At 44.0% G+C, this 18,077-nt stretch carries 16 protein-coding genes; 5 read left to right on the forward strand and 11 right to left on the reverse strand.

Annotation, left to right across the window (positions count from 1 at the left end; translation table 11 throughout):
* Nucleotides 1-3: 3 nt before the first annotated feature.
* The 5 genes from rpmG to WC715_05575 form a co-directional block, all read right to left on the reverse strand.
* On the reverse strand, nt 4-159 hold the full coding sequence (gene rpmG / locus WC715_05555; protein ID MFA6171882.1) for a 50S ribosomal protein L33: 156 nt from the start codon (nt 157-159) through the stop codon (nt 4-6).
* 39 nt (nt 160-198) lie between these two features.
* A complete protein-coding gene (locus tag WC715_05560) occupies nt 199-1,293 on the reverse strand; it encodes a DUF3048 domain-containing protein (GenBank protein MFA6171883.1) in 1,095 nt (364 codons plus the stop codon).
* A gap of 10 nt (nt 1,294-1,303) precedes the next feature.
* Complete coding sequence (locus tag WC715_05565; protein MFA6171884.1) at nt 1,304-1,975, reverse strand: 50S ribosomal protein L25; 672 nt, start codon at nt 1,973-1,975, stop codon at nt 1,304-1,306.
* Between the two features lie 105 nt (nt 1,976-2,080).
* Nucleotides 2,081-3,220 (reverse strand): rod shape-determining protein RodA, encoded by a 1,140-nt coding sequence (gene rodA, locus WC715_05570; GenBank protein ID MFA6171885.1) that lies wholly within the window; start codon nt 3,218-3,220, stop codon nt 2,081-2,083.
* Nucleotides 3,189-4,184 carry a hypothetical protein gene (locus WC715_05575; GenBank protein MFA6171886.1) on the reverse strand — a complete coding sequence of 332 codons (996 nt, stop codon included), beginning with the start codon at nt 4,182-4,184 and terminating at the stop codon, nt 3,189-3,191. The genes rodA and WC715_05575 overlap by 32 nt, the downstream gene beginning before the upstream one ends.
* Before the next feature lie 210 nt (nt 4,185-4,394).
* On the opposite strand from WC715_05575, the gene gyrB reads away from it, so the two are divergent.
* A complete protein-coding gene (gene gyrB / locus WC715_05580; GenBank protein MFA6171887.1) occupies nt 4,395-6,428 on the forward strand; it encodes a DNA topoisomerase (ATP-hydrolyzing) subunit B in 2,034 nt (677 codons plus the stop codon).
* A gap of 58 nt (nt 6,429-6,486) precedes the next feature.
* On the opposite strand, the gene WC715_05585 is transcribed toward gyrB, so the two are convergent.
* The 4 genes from WC715_05585 to WC715_05600 all read right to left on the reverse strand — a co-directional run bounded on the left by WC715_05585 (nt 6,487) and on the right by WC715_05600 (nt 9,430).
* Complete coding sequence (locus WC715_05585; protein MFA6171888.1) at nt 6,487-7,770, reverse strand: Glu/Leu/Phe/Val dehydrogenase; 1,284 nt, start codon at nt 7,768-7,770, stop codon at nt 6,487-6,489.
* An 84-nt stretch (nt 7,771-7,854) separates the two neighbouring features.
* Complete coding sequence (locus WC715_05590) at nt 7,855-8,223, reverse strand: metallopeptidase family protein (GenBank protein ID MFA6171889.1); 369 nt, start codon at nt 8,221-8,223, stop codon at nt 7,855-7,857.
* 199 nt (nt 8,224-8,422) lie between these two features.
* Nucleotides 8,423-8,788, reverse strand: coding sequence for a response regulator (locus WC715_05595; GenBank protein MFA6171890.1), 366 nt, complete (start codon nt 8,786-8,788; stop codon nt 8,423-8,425).
* 21 nt (nt 8,789-8,809) lie between these two features.
* Nucleotides 8,810-9,430, reverse strand: coding sequence for a queuosine precursor transporter (locus WC715_05600; GenBank protein ID MFA6171891.1), 621 nt, complete (start codon nt 9,428-9,430; stop codon nt 8,810-8,812).
* Between the two features lie 186 nt (nt 9,431-9,616).
* Here WC715_05600 and WC715_05605 point away from each other — a divergent pair, with 186 nt between their 5' ends.
* From WC715_05605 to WC715_05615, 3 genes are read left to right on the forward strand one after another with little or no spacing between them, the layout of a single operon-like run.
* On the forward strand, nt 9,617-10,183 hold the full coding sequence (locus tag WC715_05605; protein MFA6171892.1) for a MarR family transcriptional regulator: 567 nt from the start codon (nt 9,617-9,619) through the stop codon (nt 10,181-10,183).
* 13 nt (nt 10,184-10,196) lie between these two features.
* Nucleotides 10,197-12,155, forward strand: a complete 1,959-nt coding sequence (locus WC715_05610) for an HlyD family efflux transporter periplasmic adaptor subunit (protein ID MFA6171893.1) — start codon at nt 10,197-10,199, stop codon at nt 12,153-12,155.
* A gap of 18 nt (nt 12,156-12,173) precedes the next feature.
* On the forward strand, nt 12,174-15,650 hold the full coding sequence (locus WC715_05615) for an efflux RND transporter permease subunit (protein ID MFA6171894.1): 3,477 nt from the start codon (nt 12,174-12,176) through the stop codon (nt 15,648-15,650).
* A 56-nt stretch (nt 15,651-15,706) separates the two neighbouring features.
* Here the strand turns inward: WC715_05615 and WC715_05620 are convergent, their stop codons facing one another.
* A complete protein-coding gene (locus WC715_05620) occupies nt 15,707-16,951 on the reverse strand; it encodes a DNA polymerase IV (GenBank protein ID MFA6171895.1) in 1,245 nt (414 codons plus the stop codon).
* Between WC715_05620 and WC715_05625 the strand changes: the two genes are divergently transcribed.
* Nucleotides 16,952-17,200 carry a hypothetical protein gene (locus WC715_05625; GenBank protein ID MFA6171896.1) on the forward strand — a complete coding sequence of 83 codons (249 nt, stop codon included), beginning with the start codon at nt 16,952-16,954 and terminating at the stop codon, nt 17,198-17,200.
* A 134-nt stretch (nt 17,201-17,334) separates the two neighbouring features.
* Here WC715_05625 and WC715_05630 read toward each other — a convergent pair whose 3' ends face one another.
* Nucleotides 17,335-17,961 (reverse strand): DpnII family type II restriction endonuclease, encoded by a 627-nt coding sequence (locus WC715_05630; protein ID MFA6171897.1) that lies wholly within the window; start codon nt 17,959-17,961, stop codon nt 17,335-17,337.
* Nucleotides 17,962-18,077 lie beyond the last annotated feature (116 nt).

Genomic DNA, 18,077 nt, shown 5'->3' on the forward strand with positions numbered 1-18,077 from the left:
AAACTACTTAGTTTCTTTGTGAGGCGTGTGTTTGCCGCAATGCTTGCAGTGTTTTTTTATTTGGAGCCTTTCTTTCAGAATTTTTTTATTTTTGTGGGAAAAGTAATTGACTTGCTTGCAGGATGAGCATTCAAGTTTTATAAGATTATCTTGTGACATATTGTTTCGCCCGTCCGGGCAGTATGTATTACTGGTAAATTATTCAGCGTTAACTTTATAGCCATTCGGTATTACTTCGACCCAAGTAGTACCAGCGTTAAACTCGATTTCTTCGCCGGCGGCGTTATAATAAAAGGTCCGCCCGCTCTTATTTTTTTTCTTCCATGACCCGTCGCCACATGAACCATCCAAGCAGATTTTGGCTTTTCCGCTCCCGATAGTTTCAATCTGCCTCCGCCCTTCTTCATCAATCACCCGCGACTGGACCGATTGGATTATGATATTTTTGGCCTTAATCGGCGTTCCGTCTTCCATAACATGGGCCAGCCCGCCTTCAAATCTACTGTAATCGTTCGTTATTTTATCATACTTCCACTGGACTGTAAAATCATTTCCCCGGTAAAATACCGTAATTGCCGAATCTTCCGGCCGAGCCAAAGGTTCCAGATCATCTTTATATTTCCAGGAAACGGCGCTTTCGTTCTTTTGGCTTATGTCGGCTTCACTTTTATCAAGATAGGCGCTTATAAGCCCGCTTGAACTATATACGTTATGCGGCGCCGGACGGGATTTTTCCCTCCAAAAGGCGGCGGTGTTATAAAATTCATTCAAGTCAAAAATATTTTCACGGGCAATTTTAGCTAGCGCGTCCGGACTGCCGCCGCAATGAATATAGAGGGCATGTAAATCGGCGCTCCAGTCAATGTAATACGGCCGGGCGCTCCTTATCGGCCCGATTTTCTTTATTTCATCGCCAGACGCGTAAATTGCCAAAAATCTCGTAATTCCGCCCTCGGCTTCGGCTTCATAAACCAAATTGGCTTTTGTCAATCCGGACTGGGGCCGGGCGTCAACATGGTTTTCAATCATTATTGCCGCTGGAAATAAATTCTCCTTTCCTTTTTCGACCATCACCCCGTCGATCCAGCGCCGGGCCATTTCAACTTTCGGCTCGTTTTTTTCTCCGCTCCCGGCAATCGCCGCGCTGCCTTCCCGGCTTTTTTCCGAGCCGTCAATATAGCCGTGAAGATAATATCCCAGCCAGGGAATAAGGCAGAATATAATAACTCCCAAAAAAATAAATATTCTTCGGCCGCCTAATACCGCTTTAACTTTATTTTTTAATTCCTCCATTAATCTTAAATTATTTTTCGGTTTTTTCCTTTTCCGCCGCGCCTTCTGCCCCTTCCTTTTCTTCTTTGCCTTTTCCGATTACTTCAACATCTTCCGGCTTAACTGCCGCTACCGGCTCTTCTTCGGCTTTAGGCTCGACAACTGAAACGATGATGTTTTCCCCGTCAGCCAAAGCCGTAACGCCTTTAGGCAGTACCAAGTCTTTTACTTTCAAGGAATCATCAAAATTGGAAAGCGGGCTGATGTCAACTTTTATTTCACTCACTAAATCTTCCGGCAAGCATTCGACTTCAATGTTGTCCGCGTGCTTAATCAGAGCGGCGCCCAGCTCTCTTATCGCTTTGGATTCGCCGATGAATTCCAGCGGAATTTCGGTAGTTACTTTCTTTTTCATATCCACCTGGAAGAAATCGATATGGTTAATCCGGTCGTGTATCGGCTCTTTTTGCACATCGTAAATAAGAACCTTCACCGGCGTCTTCTCGTCTACTTGAAGTTCGACCAGCGTGCTTTCTCCGGCTTTTTCATATACTTTTTCGAATTCCCCTTTTTTTACTTTGAGGCTTAAACCGGTAATATTGCTCCCATAAAGGACGGCCGGCAAGTAGCCTTTGGCCCGGAGCAGTTTAGCCTTCCCGTTGTTTTCTTCTCTCGTGTAAGCTTTTAAATTGACTTTTTCCATATTTTTATTGGTTTTACCGAATAAAATTTGCGCCTAAACGGCAAACTGAATCCTTTTTTAGTAAATATTGGATAAGATTTAAAAAAAGATATTTTGAAATACCTTTTAGTAATTAATCTTACTGCGGATTATTATGCTTTCCATTATTCCTACTAATATTAGAGTGGAAACAAGCGCACTGCCGCCGTAGCTTACCAAAGGCAATGAAATGCCGACTACCGGCAATAGCCCGACGTTCATACCTATATTAATAAACATTTCAATAAAAATCAAGCTTATGGCCCCTAAAATGAAAAAGGTGCTAAAATCCTCTTTAACGCGGCGGAGGCTTTTTATAGCCCGGTGGAAAAATACCATAAAAAAGGCCAATACCAAAATAACCCCTAAAAAGCCCAATTCTTCAGCAATTACCGCGAAGATGAAGTCATTTTGGCTTTCCGGCAAGAACCTTAATTGCGACTGCGAACCAAAACCAATGCCCCGGCCGATAAGCTGGCCTGACCCGACCGCGATCATGGCCTGGGTAACATTATACCCTTGATCAAGCGGGCTTGACTTAGGGTTGGCAAAAGTCATAATCCTTTCTTTCTGGTAGGGCTTTAGGTAAAAAAGCCAGCCCGCCCCGCCCAAAAGCAGTCCGGCCAGGATCAAGATAGCTAAATATTTTTTGCTGAAACCGGCCATAACGATGATGGCGAGCCATAAAAGGACCAAAACCATCGCCGAACCAAAATCCGGCTGGGCCATTACCAGGCCGGCCAAAATTGCTAAAAAAAACAAGGGCAGTAAAAAGTGCTTTAGGGTATTGAAGCGGAAATTGGCCCGGGAATAATAATAAGAGAAAAAGAGTATTAATATGATTTTAATAAGCTCGACCGGCTGAAAGCTAAAACCGAAAATATTAAACCAGCCTTTGGTTCCCCTGATAGTTGAACCGAAAAATAAGACCGCCACCAAAAGAATAACTCCTAAAACATAAAAGTAAACGCTGGTTTCGCGAAGGTCGTTAAAATCAAGAAAAGCAAAAACAAAAAGCAAAACCAGTCCGATTCCGGCGAACAAGAGCTGTTTTTTAAAGTTGGCCAAGCTCTGGTCGCCTTGGGAAAGGGATACGCTGTAAATCTCTACCAGGCCGTATATGACCAATAAAAAAACTGAACTAAATAAAATCCAGTCGAAATTTTTTAAATATAATAAAACTTTCCTCATCAAGTTAATAGTTCCCGTTCCTGGTATTGATTTCATCCTTTTGCCCGCCGGCTCCCGTTGTCCCTACAAAATCCATGTAGTTTTTCTTGTCCATTATATTCACTTCCGGGATAACTTTGACTTCCGAGGCATACGATACCGAGCTGGGCCAGCTTAGGCTGATATTGTAGCTTTTTCCGGACATAAAATTTTCCAAGCCGTATTTAGAGGCGCTCACTGCCTGCCCCCCTTGATACAAAAGGACCAGGAAGTCGGCCCGCCAATAATTATACGCCGAACTGTTCAAGACTTCAAAGTCAACCTTATTTAAGCTCTCTTTATCTGACAAAACAGTCTTCCCTTCGGAATTCAATTTAATGCCTGTTATTTTAAAATTGAGGTGCTCTTCCGAAAATTTATTCCAATCAGGGATTTCTTTAGATTTGATCGGATGCCAATTAAGCGTTTTAATCCGGATCGCCGCGTCAGCCGGAAAGGAGCCGAATTCCTGCGACATTGAGATTAAAATTTTCTTTTCACTCGGATAAATGAAGCTTTTTTCAACCGGCGTCTCCACTCCGCTTCCCGCGAAAGCGAACTCCAGTTCGGCCCAGTGCCGGGGATTAGGATTCTCGGCCACGGCGATAAAATCATAGCTTCCGGCCGTGCCGTTATTTATAACCTGTACATTGCCCATTTTTAACTCCAAAGGCTGGGTGTTTTTAAAATAATCGTGGCTGGCGACATTAATCCTTGTCAAATCATCGACAAGTTTCTGATCCTCAATCATGCCGACGAAAATGTAATGCAAAAACCCATAAAAGAAAATCCCCCAGCCGATAACGGAAATTAACACCAAAAAAGCAATAAAAAGTTTTTTTAGCTGTTTTAGATGTTCGATATACCAAAACCCGAAATTAAGCTTTTTTTCTGTCAAACCCGTAGAATCTTCGAAGACCGGAGGTTTGGCTGCCACTGGTTTTACCACCTCAACTTTTTCCTTTTTTATATATCTTGCCATAACCATATTTTAGCATAATTAAGGAGTTAGTGGCAATTTTTTACCTATCAACTAGACTGAATATTGATGAATGTGCAGATATTGCCCTGGTAAAATACACGGCCTGTAAGACTTGCGTTTGGGGCTTAAATTTGATAAAATGCAAGTAGAATAATTACCCTGATTTCGGGTTGTTTTTAATTAAAAATACTTCTAATATAAAGGTTTATTATGGCTAAAGACAAAACAAAAGCTAATGTTTATGACGCCAGTTCCATTACCGTTTTAGAAGGACTGGAGCCGGTAAGAAAACGGCCGGGAATGTATATCGGATCAACCGGTACGACCGGCCTGCACCATCTGATTTGGGAAGTGGTGGATAACGGAATCGACGAAGCTATGGCCGGCCATGCCAATGAAATTGTCGTTACCTTAACGGCTGACGGCATGGTTTCGGTTTACGATAACGGGCGCGGCATCCCGGTTGGCATCCATAAAGTTACGGGCGTATCGGCCTTGGAAACCGTCCTTACCAAATTACACGCCGGAGGAAAATTCGGCGGCGGCGGCTATAAAGTTTCCGGCGGCCTGCACGGCGTCGGCGTCTCGGTCGTTAACGCTTTGAGCGAATACTTAAAAGCTGAAGTTTTCCAAAACGGAAAAATTTGGATGCAGGAATATAAAAGAGGCAAACCCTTAAAAAAAGTAAAACCCTCGGGAACTACAAAAAAAACCGGCACCCAGATTACTTTTAAGCCGGACGCGGAAATATTTACCGAAACGACTGAATTCAGCTGGGGCACGGTGATCGACCATTTTCGCCAGCAGGCCTACTTAAATCGCGGCGTAACTATTAAAATTTTTGACAAGAGAAAAAATCACCGTCCCAAAGCCTATGTTTACTATTTTGAAGGCGGCATCAAAGCTTATATTAACTCTTTAAACCGCTCGAAAAATGTCAAAAACGAAACGATTTTTTACGTGGAAAAGCCGATTAATTCTTCGCTCGTGGAAATCGCTTTGCAATATAACGACGAATACAATGAAACGGTTTTGGCTTTTGCCAATAACATCTACAATCCCGAAGGCGGAACGCATATGGCCGGATTCCGGGCGGCCTTAACCCGCACCCTGAATAATTACGCCCGAACCCAGAACATGTTAAAGGAAAAAGATGAAAACCTTACCGGCGAGGATGTCCGTGAAGGCTTAACGGCGATTATCAGCGTAAAGCTTACTGATCCCCAGTTTGAAGGCCAGACTAAAGGAAAACTAGGCAACGCGGAAATGAAAGGCTACGTGGAAACAGTCTTTAGCGAAGCCTTTGCCTCATTCTTAGAAGAGCATCCGCGCGAAGCCGAAGCGATTGTCGGCAAATGCATCCTGTCGGCCCAGGCCCGGATTGCCGCCCGAACGGCCCGCGCCAGTATTTTAAGAAAGGGCGCTTTGGAAGGAATTACCCTGCCCGGAAAACTGGCTGACTGCGCGTCGAGAAAAGCCGAAGAAACAGAATTATTCATAGTCGAGGGCGATTCGGCCGGCGGCTCGGCTAAACAAGGCCGCGACCGAAAATTCCAGGCTATCCTTCCTCTGCGAGGAAAAATTTTGAATGTCGAACGCGCGAGATTAGATAAGATGCTCGCTAATAATGAAATCAAGAACCTGGTAATCGCCATGGGCACCAATATCCAGGAACAGTTTGATATAGAAAAACTCCGCTACGGCCGGATTATTATTATGACTGACGCCGACGTTGACGGCGCCCATATCCGCACTTTGCTTCTCACGTTGTTCTACCGCCACTTCCCGGATTTGGTCACCCGCGGCCATATCTTTATCGCCCAGCCGCCCTTATACCAGATTAAAAAAGGCACAACCGCCAAGTACGCTTTTTCCGATGATGAAAAAATGAAAATTATAAAAGAAATGGGCGGAGGCGAAGTCGCTGAAATCGAACAAGGGGCGGAAGAAATCTCGCAGGATGAAACCGGGGTATCCGAAGAAGAGGTGGCAGAAGCGGCTGCCGCAAAGGCCAAAGCCCCGGCAAAAATCAATATCCAGCGCTATAAAGGTCTAGGAGAAATGAACCCGAACCAGCTTTGGGAAACTACTATGGATCCCAAAAGCCGTGTAATGCGCCAGGTAAATATCGAAGACGCGGTGCGCGCCGACGAAACTTTTGATATGCTGATGGGCGGCGACGTCGCGCCCCGGAAACACTTTATCCAGACCCACGCGAAGAAGGTGGAGAATTTGGATATCTAACACTTATTAAAGTCCTATATAAAATCGCGGCGAAGTCTATTTGGATTTCCGCCGCTTTTTATATCCGGCCAAGGAGACGCAAAGCTTCTTCGAGCTTCTTTAAAACTTTAATATAAGCGGCGCATCGCAAATCAACTTTATACTCCTGCGATATTTTGTATACATCGTAAAAGGCCGTTTCCATTTTTTTCTTGACTTTCTCCAATACCTCCTCCTCTTCCCATCTCAACCCCGTAAGATTTTGAACCCATTCATAATAACTACCGATTACCCCTCCGGCATTGGCGAGAATATCAGGAATAATAATAATATCTTTCGGCCTCAATTTTACTACCGCCTCGCGGGTTACCGGCCCATTGGCCATTTCTAGAATTATCTTGGCTTTTACTTCGCCGGCGTTATCTTCGTGGATCTGATTTTCGATAGCCGCCGGAATAAGAATATCGACCGGCAGCTTCAATAGTTCTTCATTGCTAATAACACTGCACGATACTTCCAACTCCCCTAACTCGGCCGGATAGCAGGATTTTGACATAAGACGGCCTTTTTCCTTTCGGGTTTTAATTATTTCTTCAACATCCAGGCCGCTGGCGTCATAAAGCGCGTTTTTCGCGTCCGAAACCGCGACAATTTTATATCCGCTCTCAAAAAGAATTTTCGCGATATTACCTCCGACATTTCCAAATCCCTGGATGGCGATGGATATCTCCTTTTTTTCCTTTGCCTTGAATATCGGATTAAGTTCTAAAAACTTTTCCAAAACCACTACTCCGCCAAAAGCGGTCGATATCTCCCGGCCATAACTCCCGCCTAGTATCAATGGCTTGCCGGTAAATGAAGCGAGCGACGAGAATCCCTTAATCTTACTGTATTGGTCATACATCCAGGCCATGATTTGGGGATTGGTATTTACGTCCGGCGCCGGGACGTCTTTTTGCGGGCCGATATAGTAGTAAATCTCATCGACATATGCGCGCGATAATTTTTCTAATTCGCCAAAACTTAATTTTTGCGGCTCGACTCTAATTCCTCCTTTGGCGCCGCCGTAAGGCAGATCCATGGCCGCGTTTTTTAAAGTCATAAGCATGGACAGGGCTTTAACCTCATCCAAATCAACCTTTGGGTGGAAGCGGATGCCGCCCTTAAAAGGACCGAGGGCGTCGTTATGCTGGATTCGGAAGCCTTGGAAAATTTCCACTTCGCCTGTATCCTTTTTTAGCGGGATGGAAAACTCGATAATCCGCTGGGGCGATTCGAATATTTCCAAAACCTTGGGCGGAATATTAATTAATTTTCCGGCTTCCTTAACCTGCTCTAAAACTGATGATAAAAATTGGTTCATATTGATAAATATTATTGGCATCTGGCGAGTTTAACATTATAACGGTTTCATTAATTTAGAATTAACTTACTAAAAAACCAGCCCTTATCGGCTGGCTTTGCGCGCTCCGGCTTCGTCCGAGCCGAAGTGATGGGCAATTTCATGCTTAATGGTATTGCTAATCATCATTCTTAATTCTTTTTCGTTTTTGGATTCATGCAGTATCGCGTATTTAAAAAGCGTAATCCGGTCGGGCAATACCGCGCCTAAATTACGGCGGCTCGATTGATGATAGCCTTCGTAAAGGCCGAACAAAAAATAACCGCGCCCCAGCCGGAATTTTTTTTCTTGATCCGGAGTCGGATAATCCTCAATTAAAAAAGCCACATTATTCGTTTTACTGATAACTTCCTCCGGCAGGCTATCCAGCTCTTCTTTTACTATTTTTTCAAAATCTTCTGATGACAAGTTCATATTTTCCCGCTTATTTCACCCCAGTAAAAATAATACCATTTTGCGAGGAATTTACAACTACTTGATTCCATAATCCGATACTCCAATACTCTAAAATTCCAATAAAATCAAAGAAAAGCCGCCAGGTAGGTTTGGCGGCTTAAAAGTGCTTGTTTTATGGAGCTGTATGAGTCATTCGCTCAATTACGGACTACGTAACTTATTGCGATTCTCCATTTGTTATGCTCAATATCATTTCATTGAGCTGATTTACGTCATACGGCTTGGGTAAAAAACCGTCTGCTCCGGCCTCGAGGCATTGGATTTTCACTTCATCACAATTAGATCCGCTCGTAAGTATGTGCTTGATACCGGGATACCTATCCGCGCAGTATCTTACGAAATCGGTTCCCCTCATCCCCGGCAGATTCAAATCGCAAATTGCAAGCTGAAAAATGGCTTTTTTCAATTCTTGCAAAGCATCTTCCGCCGATCTGAATCCAACAGACTCCCACCCGAAAATCTCGAGCATTTCGATAATCAATTCCCGAATTGCGGCTTCGTCTTCGATCACCAGGATTTTCATTTTTCCCCTCCTTCGCGAGCGTTAGATTTCTTCTGTTTCAACCTGTTTGGGCATGAATTTGATGGCGGGCGACGAAACTAAACTGATAACGGCTTTCACTAATATATTGGCAACCATTATTTCCATAACAGTCGAGATCGGCAAGACTCCTAAAAAAGCGATTAGGCTGAAGATCGCGCTGTCGATTACCAGCGCAACCGTATTTGAAATGAGCACTGCTAATATATCGTTTAGCCGGCGATAAACCATGCTAAAAATTTCCGTATCGGCCAATTCTGATAATACCTGGGCGATTACGCTGGCGATGGAAATACGGAAAACCGGCATCAAAATATTTTGGTAATCATTTTGATAAAGCCAGGCCGGATCCGGAGCCATCTTCCCTGCCAGCCAAAAAAACAAGAAGGCCAAAAGGCTGAAGGCGGCGGCGGATACGACGACCACCCGAGAATTCTTTTTCCCGCAGGTTTTATGGACAAGATCCCTTAAAGTAAAAGTTATCGGATATATAATAGTACCAGCGTCCATCGATAAGTGGACGAGGGGCAAAACCGTAATTTTGGTTGATAAAACATTAGCGATAATTTGCGCGGAGGTATAAGCTGACGCGCTCACTAAAGCCAGGCTTAATTTTTTGTCCATAAAATAATTGATAGCATGTTCTAGAAAGTCATGGATATATCTTATCTATTTAATTATTTTAATGCAAATGAGGACGAAAGCAGGGACGACTAACGGGCTTGACACGCGGATTAGTTAATTGATAAACTATTTTAATCTTTATAAAAAACTGCGAACTCGGGTCATTTACAAAAAGCCCGGCTAGGTATGAAGAAATCTCCCTTTATGCACCCCTTAAAAGACAAATCAATAGCTAAGCTGGTGGTATTTACCGCTACCCGGCTGGAACAATTCGCCAATACTTATGTATTAAAACCGATGGGCCTTACTACCACGGCGATTAAAATCATGGGGATTTTGTATTACCGCGGCCCCCTTACCCCGACCGATATTCTCAAGTTAATCGGCGGGACAAAGTCCAACGTTACCCAGCGCCTTAATTTCTTAGAAAAGAGCGGATTTATTAAGCGCCAGGCTCCACGAAAAAAAACGGCAGATGATAAAAGAAAAAAAATGATTGAACTTACTGGCGGAGGAAAAAGAAAACTTGTCTTGGCTTACGAATTGGTGAATGACAAAAGCCTGGATTTGGAAAAAAGTTTTACCAAAGCCGAATGCCGGCTTTTCTACGAATACTTAGTTAAAACCAATTTACTTATTTATAACGTTGAAAAGGAATACCTGAAATTAAACCCAAGAAATTGCCGCTCTGATGATTTACTAAAAGAGATCTGCGGGCTTAAACAAAAAAACTGCCGAAATTTTTTAAACTAATAAAAAAACATATATGAAAAAATTAAACAACAAATACATAAAAATAGCCGCCTTGATTTTACTTTTAGGCGCGGGTTTTGCCGCCGTATCTTTTTTTGGTAAAACCGTTGCCGACGAGGGCGTAAAGGAAGCAAACGCACCGCTGGCTGTAACCGCCCAGACGATAAAAGAATCTGACAGCCTAAAAGAAAACCTGGAGTATTCAGCCATTGTATCGGGCGACCAGGAAGCGAAAATTTTCGCCAAGACCTCGGGCAACGCCAAAGAGGTTAATTTCAAGGTTGGGGATAAAGTTAAGATGGGCGCGCTGTTGGTAAGGATTGACGAGCCGGGGGCTAATGTTTCGGGCCAGGGTTTTAATTCAGCCCAGGTCAAGCAAGCCCAAATTTCCGCCTCGCAGGCCTACGCCTCTTACGAGATGGCCAGGACTAATTATCAGAACACCCTAAATTCTTCCCAAAAAGATTTGGCCCAGGCCCGAATCGCCCGCGACCAGGCAAGGACCGGAACCGGCAATACTAACCTAACAATTGAAGAAAGCCTGAAAGCGTCCCAAATCGCTTATGATACGGCTAAAGAGGCGGCCGAGCAGGCCCGGCTGGCTTTGGAAAACCGCAAAAAAATATCCGGCCAATCGGAAATCGATATGAACGTTAACGCCGATACTGCCGTAGATACGGCCGCCGATACCTGCAACTCGGTTATCACTTCAATTAATAACATCACTTCCCTGGACGATAATAATATTATTTCTTTAAGTTATAAATCACAGCTTGGGGCCCTGGACGTAAGCGTTATTTCCGCGGCTAAGAAGAACTATATTACCGCCCAAACCGCCAACCAAAAATATATTTCCACTAATTTTAACGGCATCAATAGTAAAATCTCCGCGGCCCTGGATTTGGCGCAGGAAACAAAGAAGTTGGCGGATAGCGTTAAAATCCTTCTTGACAAGACTGTTCCTACCGCCGAACTGCCCCAAACTTCCCTGACCGGGTCATCTCTTTCTTCCCTCCAATCGGCCGTGTCCAGTTATCAGTCCCTAGCTAACGGCGCCATCTCCCAGATTAACGGCGCCAAACAGTCCCTAACTAATACTCCTTTGAATAACACCGCCGCTTTGGATGCTTTGCAAAAAGCTTATGACCTGGCGAAAAAGCAGGAAGCCCAGGCCGCTCAAAGCTTAAATAATCTGAAAGCGGGCAATAAATCGCAAATTGACTCGGCTGGTTTTGGACAAAAATCGGCGGAAAATCAATACGAAGCGGCTAAAATCCGGCTGGATTCGCAGATTTCTATGGCTAAAAGCCAAATGGATATTAGCGAATTCCAGTACCAAAACGCGGTCCAGGGCTTGCAAAGCCTTTATGACATCCATCTGGCTACGGCCGCGATTGACGGGACTATAACCCAAAAATTCGTTAACCAGGGCGAGGCAGTCTCTCAAGGCCAGCTCTTAGCCGTTGTCAGCCAGCCGGAAAAAGTTAAACTCACTTTCTATACTGATCAGGATAACCTGCCTTACTTTACGCTCGGACAGGCCGCCATAATTAAGGACGCCCAAGGCAACTCTTATCCGGGAAAGGTAACGAGTATTACTCCGCAGGCCGATAGCCTTACCAAGCGGTTTATGATTGAAGTTCGCCCGGACCAGACTGACGGCCAGCCAGGCAATAAAGAATCGAACACTTTTGTTCTAGGTACGGTTATGGACATAGTCGTCCCGATTACCAAGAAAGCCAAAACCGCCGGTACCGCCATTCTTCCCCTGTCGGCTATCGAGGTCGGCCAAAGCGGCAATTATATTTTTTACATTGAAGAGGCTAAAGCCAAAAAAATTAAAATTGAAATCGTAAAAGTCGAAGGTGAAAACGCCGAAGTGAAGATTGGACTGCCCGAAGAGACTCTAATCGTCGTTGACGGCAATAAATTAATCCATGAAGGCGACCCGGTAACAGTTAAAGAAAAATAATTTAATCTCAAAATTTCTATGAACGACCAGAACAATAATAATATGATTTTATTGCCGGGGCCGAAAAAAGAGCCGGGCGCCGGCGGGCAAGGAAGCGCGGAAAGCCAAAATCATAAATCTTCCGACCATCTCTATCTGAAAAAACTGGAATTCCGGCCTGAACTAAGAAAAAGCTGGCTTAATTTTTTTATCGTCAATTTCCGCGTGGTAATACTAATGATTATCCTGATTTCGATGTGGGGAATTTACTCGTTCATGAGCCTGCCGCGGGAATCCAACCCGGAAGTTAAAATTCCGATCGCCGTTATCGTAACCACCTATCCCGGAGTCGGGCCGTCGGACATAGAGGAATTGGTAACAAAAAAAATTGAGTCCGGCATCTCGGGCATCTCGGGCATCGATACCATTTCTTCCAAATCTTCTAACTCATTATCCGCCGTAACGGTAGAGTTCGGGGCAAAAGAAGACTTAGACGACTCGCTTAGAAAATTGCGCGACCAGGTCAATAGCATAAAAAATGAATTGCCCGAGGACTCAAACGACCCAATAGTCCAGGAAATCTCCTTTGACGACCAGCCGATTTTAACTCTAGCTTTAACCGGCCCTCATGACGGCCTTACTTTAAGGAAATTCGCCGATAATTTAAAAGATGAACTGGAAAAAGTTCCGGGAGCGCGCGAAGTAAACGTTTCCGGCGGCGACGAGCTTGAATTTGAAGTGGCTTATGACCCACAAAAACTAACTTTTTACAGCATAACGCCCGACCAGGCTAACCAAATAATCGCCGCTACTAACTTAGCCTTTCCGTCAGGGACTTTTAAAGGCACCCAGTATAATTATCCGGTCCGGACTGATTCCCGCTTCTTTGACGCGAAGAAGCTCGCCAATCTCCCGATTTTCCATACGCCGGAGGGAGCGATTGTTTATTTGCGCGATATTGCCGAAGTAAAAGAAAAATCAATTGAGCGCTCGGTATTTTCAAGATTCTCAATCGGCGACCAGGCGCCCCAGGAAGCGGTAACCATTTCGGTCGTTAAAAAAACCGGCGGTTCAATTTTGGATACTGTCGATCAATCGAAAAAAATACTGGAAGAGGAAGTGCCGAAGCTGGAAGGGGCGAAATACGATACGATTGTCGATATGGCTAAGTATATCCGGATGGACTTTGACCAGTTGACGCATGACTTTATTTTGACTTTGATATTGGTTTTTATCATCCTGTTTCTAATCGTCGGAATGAAAGAGGCTTTAGTCGCCGGCCTGGCCATCCCCTTAGTATTCTTCGTCAGTTTCGGCGTTATGCTTTCAACCGGCCTGACCCTGAATTTTTTATCGATTTTTTCCTTGATTTTATCTTTAGGGCTATTGGTGGATGACGCGATTGTCGTTGTTTCCGCTACCAAGCAGTATTTAAGAACTGGAAAATTCACCCCGGAAGAGGCCGTACTCCTTGTATTAAACGACTTTAAAGTAGTTTTAACAACGACTACCCTAACTACGGTTTGGGCTTTTTTACCCTTGATTTCCGCTTCTGGAATTATCGGAGAGTTTATTAAATCCATCCCGATTACCGTGTCCGTCACTTTGATCGCTTCCCTATTAATCGCTTTAATGATTAACCACCCTTTAGCCGCGGTGCTGGAGAGGGTAAGGCTGACGCGCAACATGTTCTTTTTCTATATCGCCTCTCTCTTTGGCTTGGCCGCTGTTTTAGCGTTCCAGGGGAAAATACTATTCTATTTTTTTGCTGTGCTTCCTTTTGCCGCCGCCCTCCTAATTATCCGCTGGTACCGCGCGGACGGAAAAGATAAACTTTTGGCTAACGAAACTCGGGTAAAGGAGGAATGGAAAGACGACGATCTGATTAAGGGCAAGTTAAAGCGGGCCGGAGAGGATCGCGCGGGAAAAAGCCTGTGGAAGCGCGTCCAGCACGGAATAGTAAATTTCAATTCCGTTCTTCCGATATATGAAAAATATTTAAGGAAAATTATTGAAAGTAAAAAGCGCCGGTGGCAGATTATGGGCGCGGTCTTCGGCATGTTTGTTGCCGCCTGCCTTTTGCCCGCTACCGGCATCGTCCCGATGGAATTCTTCCCGGCTTCAGACCAGGAATTCATCTATATTAATTTTCGCGCTCCGACCGGGCTGGCATTAGCTAAAACTAACGGCATCATAGCCAATGTTGAAAAGAAGCTACTGGAAATTCCCGAAATCGACAATTTTTCGACCATTGTCGGCCAGCAGGGCGCGGGCGGCGATTTTGCCATCGGCCTTTCTTCCTCTTCGCATCTCGGTTCAATTACGATTACCCTTTCCGATCCGGACGACCGCGAACGGACATCTTATGAAATCGCCGAAATCTTAAGGAAAGATTTGGTAAAAATCTCTGAAGCCGAAATTACGGTTTCCACTCCGTCCGGCGGTCCCCCGTCCGGTTCGGCCTTTGAAGCCCAAATTATAGGCGATGATTTGCAGGCGCTTGATAAAATCGCCAACGAATTAAAACCGGTTTTAGCTTCAATTCCGGGCGTGGTGAATGCTGATGTTTCCCTAAAGGATTCTCCGGCCGAATATACTTTTTCCCTTGATCCGGCCCGGCTTGAGTTGTATAACTTAAACGCCGCTTATGTCGGCTCAACCTTAAGAATGGCTATTTCGGGGAGCGAGATAACTAAAATTATCCGCGATGGCAAGGAAATAAAGATTATGGCCAGGTTTAACAAAGACCGCCTGCCGACGCTTGAAGCCGTCCAAAATATCCAGATACTAAATCTGCAAAAACAGCCGGTTTTCTTAAAAGACGTGGCGAAGATAGAATTAAAGCCTTCGGTTGATTCAATTTCCCGAATTGACCAGAAGCGCGTGGTATTATTGTCCGCCGATGCCGCCGGAAAAACTCGCCCGGCCGCGATTTTGTCCGAGTTCCAGAAAAAAATTAAAGATGATTATAAATTACCGGCCGGTTATTCGATTACTTACGGCGGCGAGAACGAAGAAAACGCCGAATCAGTCCTTTCAATACTGCGGGCTATGGTGATTGCCGGGCTGTTAATTATTTCCACCCTAATTATCCAATTTAACTCCTTTAAGAAAGCGGCTATTGTCTTAATCGCCATTCCTTTAGCCTTAATCGGCGTATTTTTCGGATTGGCGATTATGCGGATCAACTTAAGTTTCCCCGGATTGATCGGCATCCTGGCTCTCTTCGGCATTGTGGTAAAAAACGCGATTATCCTTATTGATAAAATTAACTTAAATTTAAAAAGCCAAATCCCTTTTACTGACGCGGTCGTTGACGCCGGCAAATCCCGGCTGGAAGCGATTTTTATCACTTCTATCTGTACGGTTATCGGCATTATTCCGATTACCCTTTCCAATGAATTGTGGATGGCTTTGGGAACGGCGATTATCTTCGGCTTGATGCTCTCCTCCTTTATGACCCTGTTTATGGTGCCAATCCTCTTTGCCGCCTTCGTAAAAGATCCGAATCAATAAAATGGATTTTGCTTAATATGACAAATGGCCGCTCGGTTATCCGGCGGCCATTTTTTTCATTCTTCGCCCCTCTTAACACTAATACTCTTCCTAAAACCGATCCGGTCGCGGGCCAGATCGCCGGAATCAAACATGGTCCCGCGCACAATCGTATATTCGCCGTACTTATCGTTTAATTTATCCATGGCCCGGCTGACGCTTCTCGGCTTCAGATTGTCGTAAAAAAGATTAGCCTGGCCGGATATTGGCGACAGCCGGAAAACCGATACGGCCAGCATCCTGACTGGCAGCAATATTTCAGTTTTCATGACAAAATCATGGATTGGATTAAAAATTTCCTCGGTAATATAAATCTTATCCCCGGGCGTAATCAATTTGTGCAGCCCGCCATCATAGATATAGCCGGCGTAAAAATTTATTTTCTGCGCTTCCAGCCCCAAAGCGCGCAAGCGCCGGCCGGTTTTTTCACAAAGTTTATGGATGATTTTTAGCAAATATTTTTTATCAGTAGTTTGCCTGGGAAGGCAATAAGAGTGGCCGATGGATTTGGGCGGCGCATCTTCCGGATGTACTCGTGAAATTTCATGGCCATTTACGTTGGCCCAAAGATAATAGCCGCAGCTCCCGAGTTCCCTTTTTATTTTTATCGGATCATAATTTTTAAGCTGGCCTAAATCATTAATCCCGATGGCTTTCAGCCGGCGTTCCATTGCGTTATTAATTCCCCAGGCGTCCTGCAGGTTCCGTCCGGCCAGGATGCTATCCAGGTTATTTTTATCTATTACCAGCAGGCTGTTTTTTGGCGCAATGTCGCCCGCGAATTTAGCTAAAAATTTTGTCCAGGATATGCCAATAGAACATTTCAGCCATTCGCCGACTTCATCTTTAATCCTGGCCCTCACTTCCAGCGCCACCTTTTCCGCCTGTTCATAATTCTTCACCCATCCAGATAAGTCAAGAAACGCTTCATCAATACTATAAGGCTCGAGCGCATCAGAATACTCGGCTAAAATCCTAAATATCTTTTCCGTAGTTGAACGGTATTTAGCTGGTTCGTTTTCTAAAAGCACCAAACCAGGAACCAGCTTAAGTGCGTCCTTCACTCGAAAGCCGGTTTTAATACCCTTGGCCTTGGCTTCTGTCGAGGAAGCGATAATACAGCCGTTTGGCGACAAATAAGCGCAAACTCCGACCGCTTTTCCGCGCAAAAAAGGATTCGCCTGCTGTTCCACCGAGGCAAAATAAGAGTTCATGTCGATGTGGAATATTATCGTGCTCAAATTTGACTTAACCTGAATCATATGTCATATTGGCAAGTCGCAGTATCCCCGTATCAGGGAAATATAGGAAGGGAGGTGATTTTAATGCTCCTTATCACAATAAATTTTTTCCTCGGCTGTTTAGCCGGAGGGGCCGGGGCCTACACTCTCGTAATCGGGCGCTTTGAAGCGTCCGGAGTTTTTAAATCGCCCATTTGGGGATGGGCGTTCCTATTAGCAGGAATTCTAATCCTGATGATAGGATGGAAAAAAATGATAAAAATCAACTAAAAAAGGGGTACTGCGACACCCTTTTAATTTATATTATTCGCAATAACCTCTACTAAGAGGGCAAGAGTTAATCAAATACTATTTTAAGTAAAAATATTATCCTAAACCAAAAGTAAATTACTTGGCTAAAAAAATTACTTTAAATCAGCAATCAATTCTTTGAAACCGGCCGTATTAACCCAATAATTATAAGCGTTCATTTTGAGAAATTTTTTGATTTGCTTTCGTTGAGTAGTTATCTTATCGCCGGAGCCATTGCCACCCAATAAAATATTGGAATATTTTCCGTCTAAAAATGAAATGTAGGATGCTTTATCTCTTTCTTTGAGGCCGATTATTTCAATTAATTCTGAAATCTGTTTATCTTGTCCACCGCCCGAAGTATTCAAATGTTTAGCTTCGCAAATAAAAATTTTATCCTTTGCCTTAATAACAAGATCAAGTCTTTTATTTTGCTTTTTGGTTCTTATTTTTACATTTAAATTCTTTCGCACGTTTTTTAAACTGAATTTGCTTGAAAATTTTACTGCGCAATAATTATTGGCCAAAAAGTCATCCCATGAAAAAACTTCCTTGAAGCCTTCTTTTTCAAGTATATAAATTAGTTTATTTTCGCCGCACTTTCCTTTTTTTCGCGAGGCATTACTGTCCAATATCGCCTGCACCCACTCTTCGGGGGCTATTTCGTTTAACACTCTTTTGGAAAAATATCTTTTAGTAATTCTCTTAAGCAGGCTTACATCATCCTTAATGGAATGCACCCCAAAATTCGGACACCTATTTCCACATAAAGCGGCAATGGTTTAAAATAGAATCAATAAGGATTTAAATTAATCATTGCCAACAATATGGCTAAACGAATTAGCCAGGAGGTAAA

It is taken from the genome of Patescibacteria group bacterium, from assembly GCA_041661505.1.
Classification (GTDB): Bacteria; Patescibacteriota; Patescibacteriia; order Patescibacteriales; family JBAZCA01; genus JBAZCA01.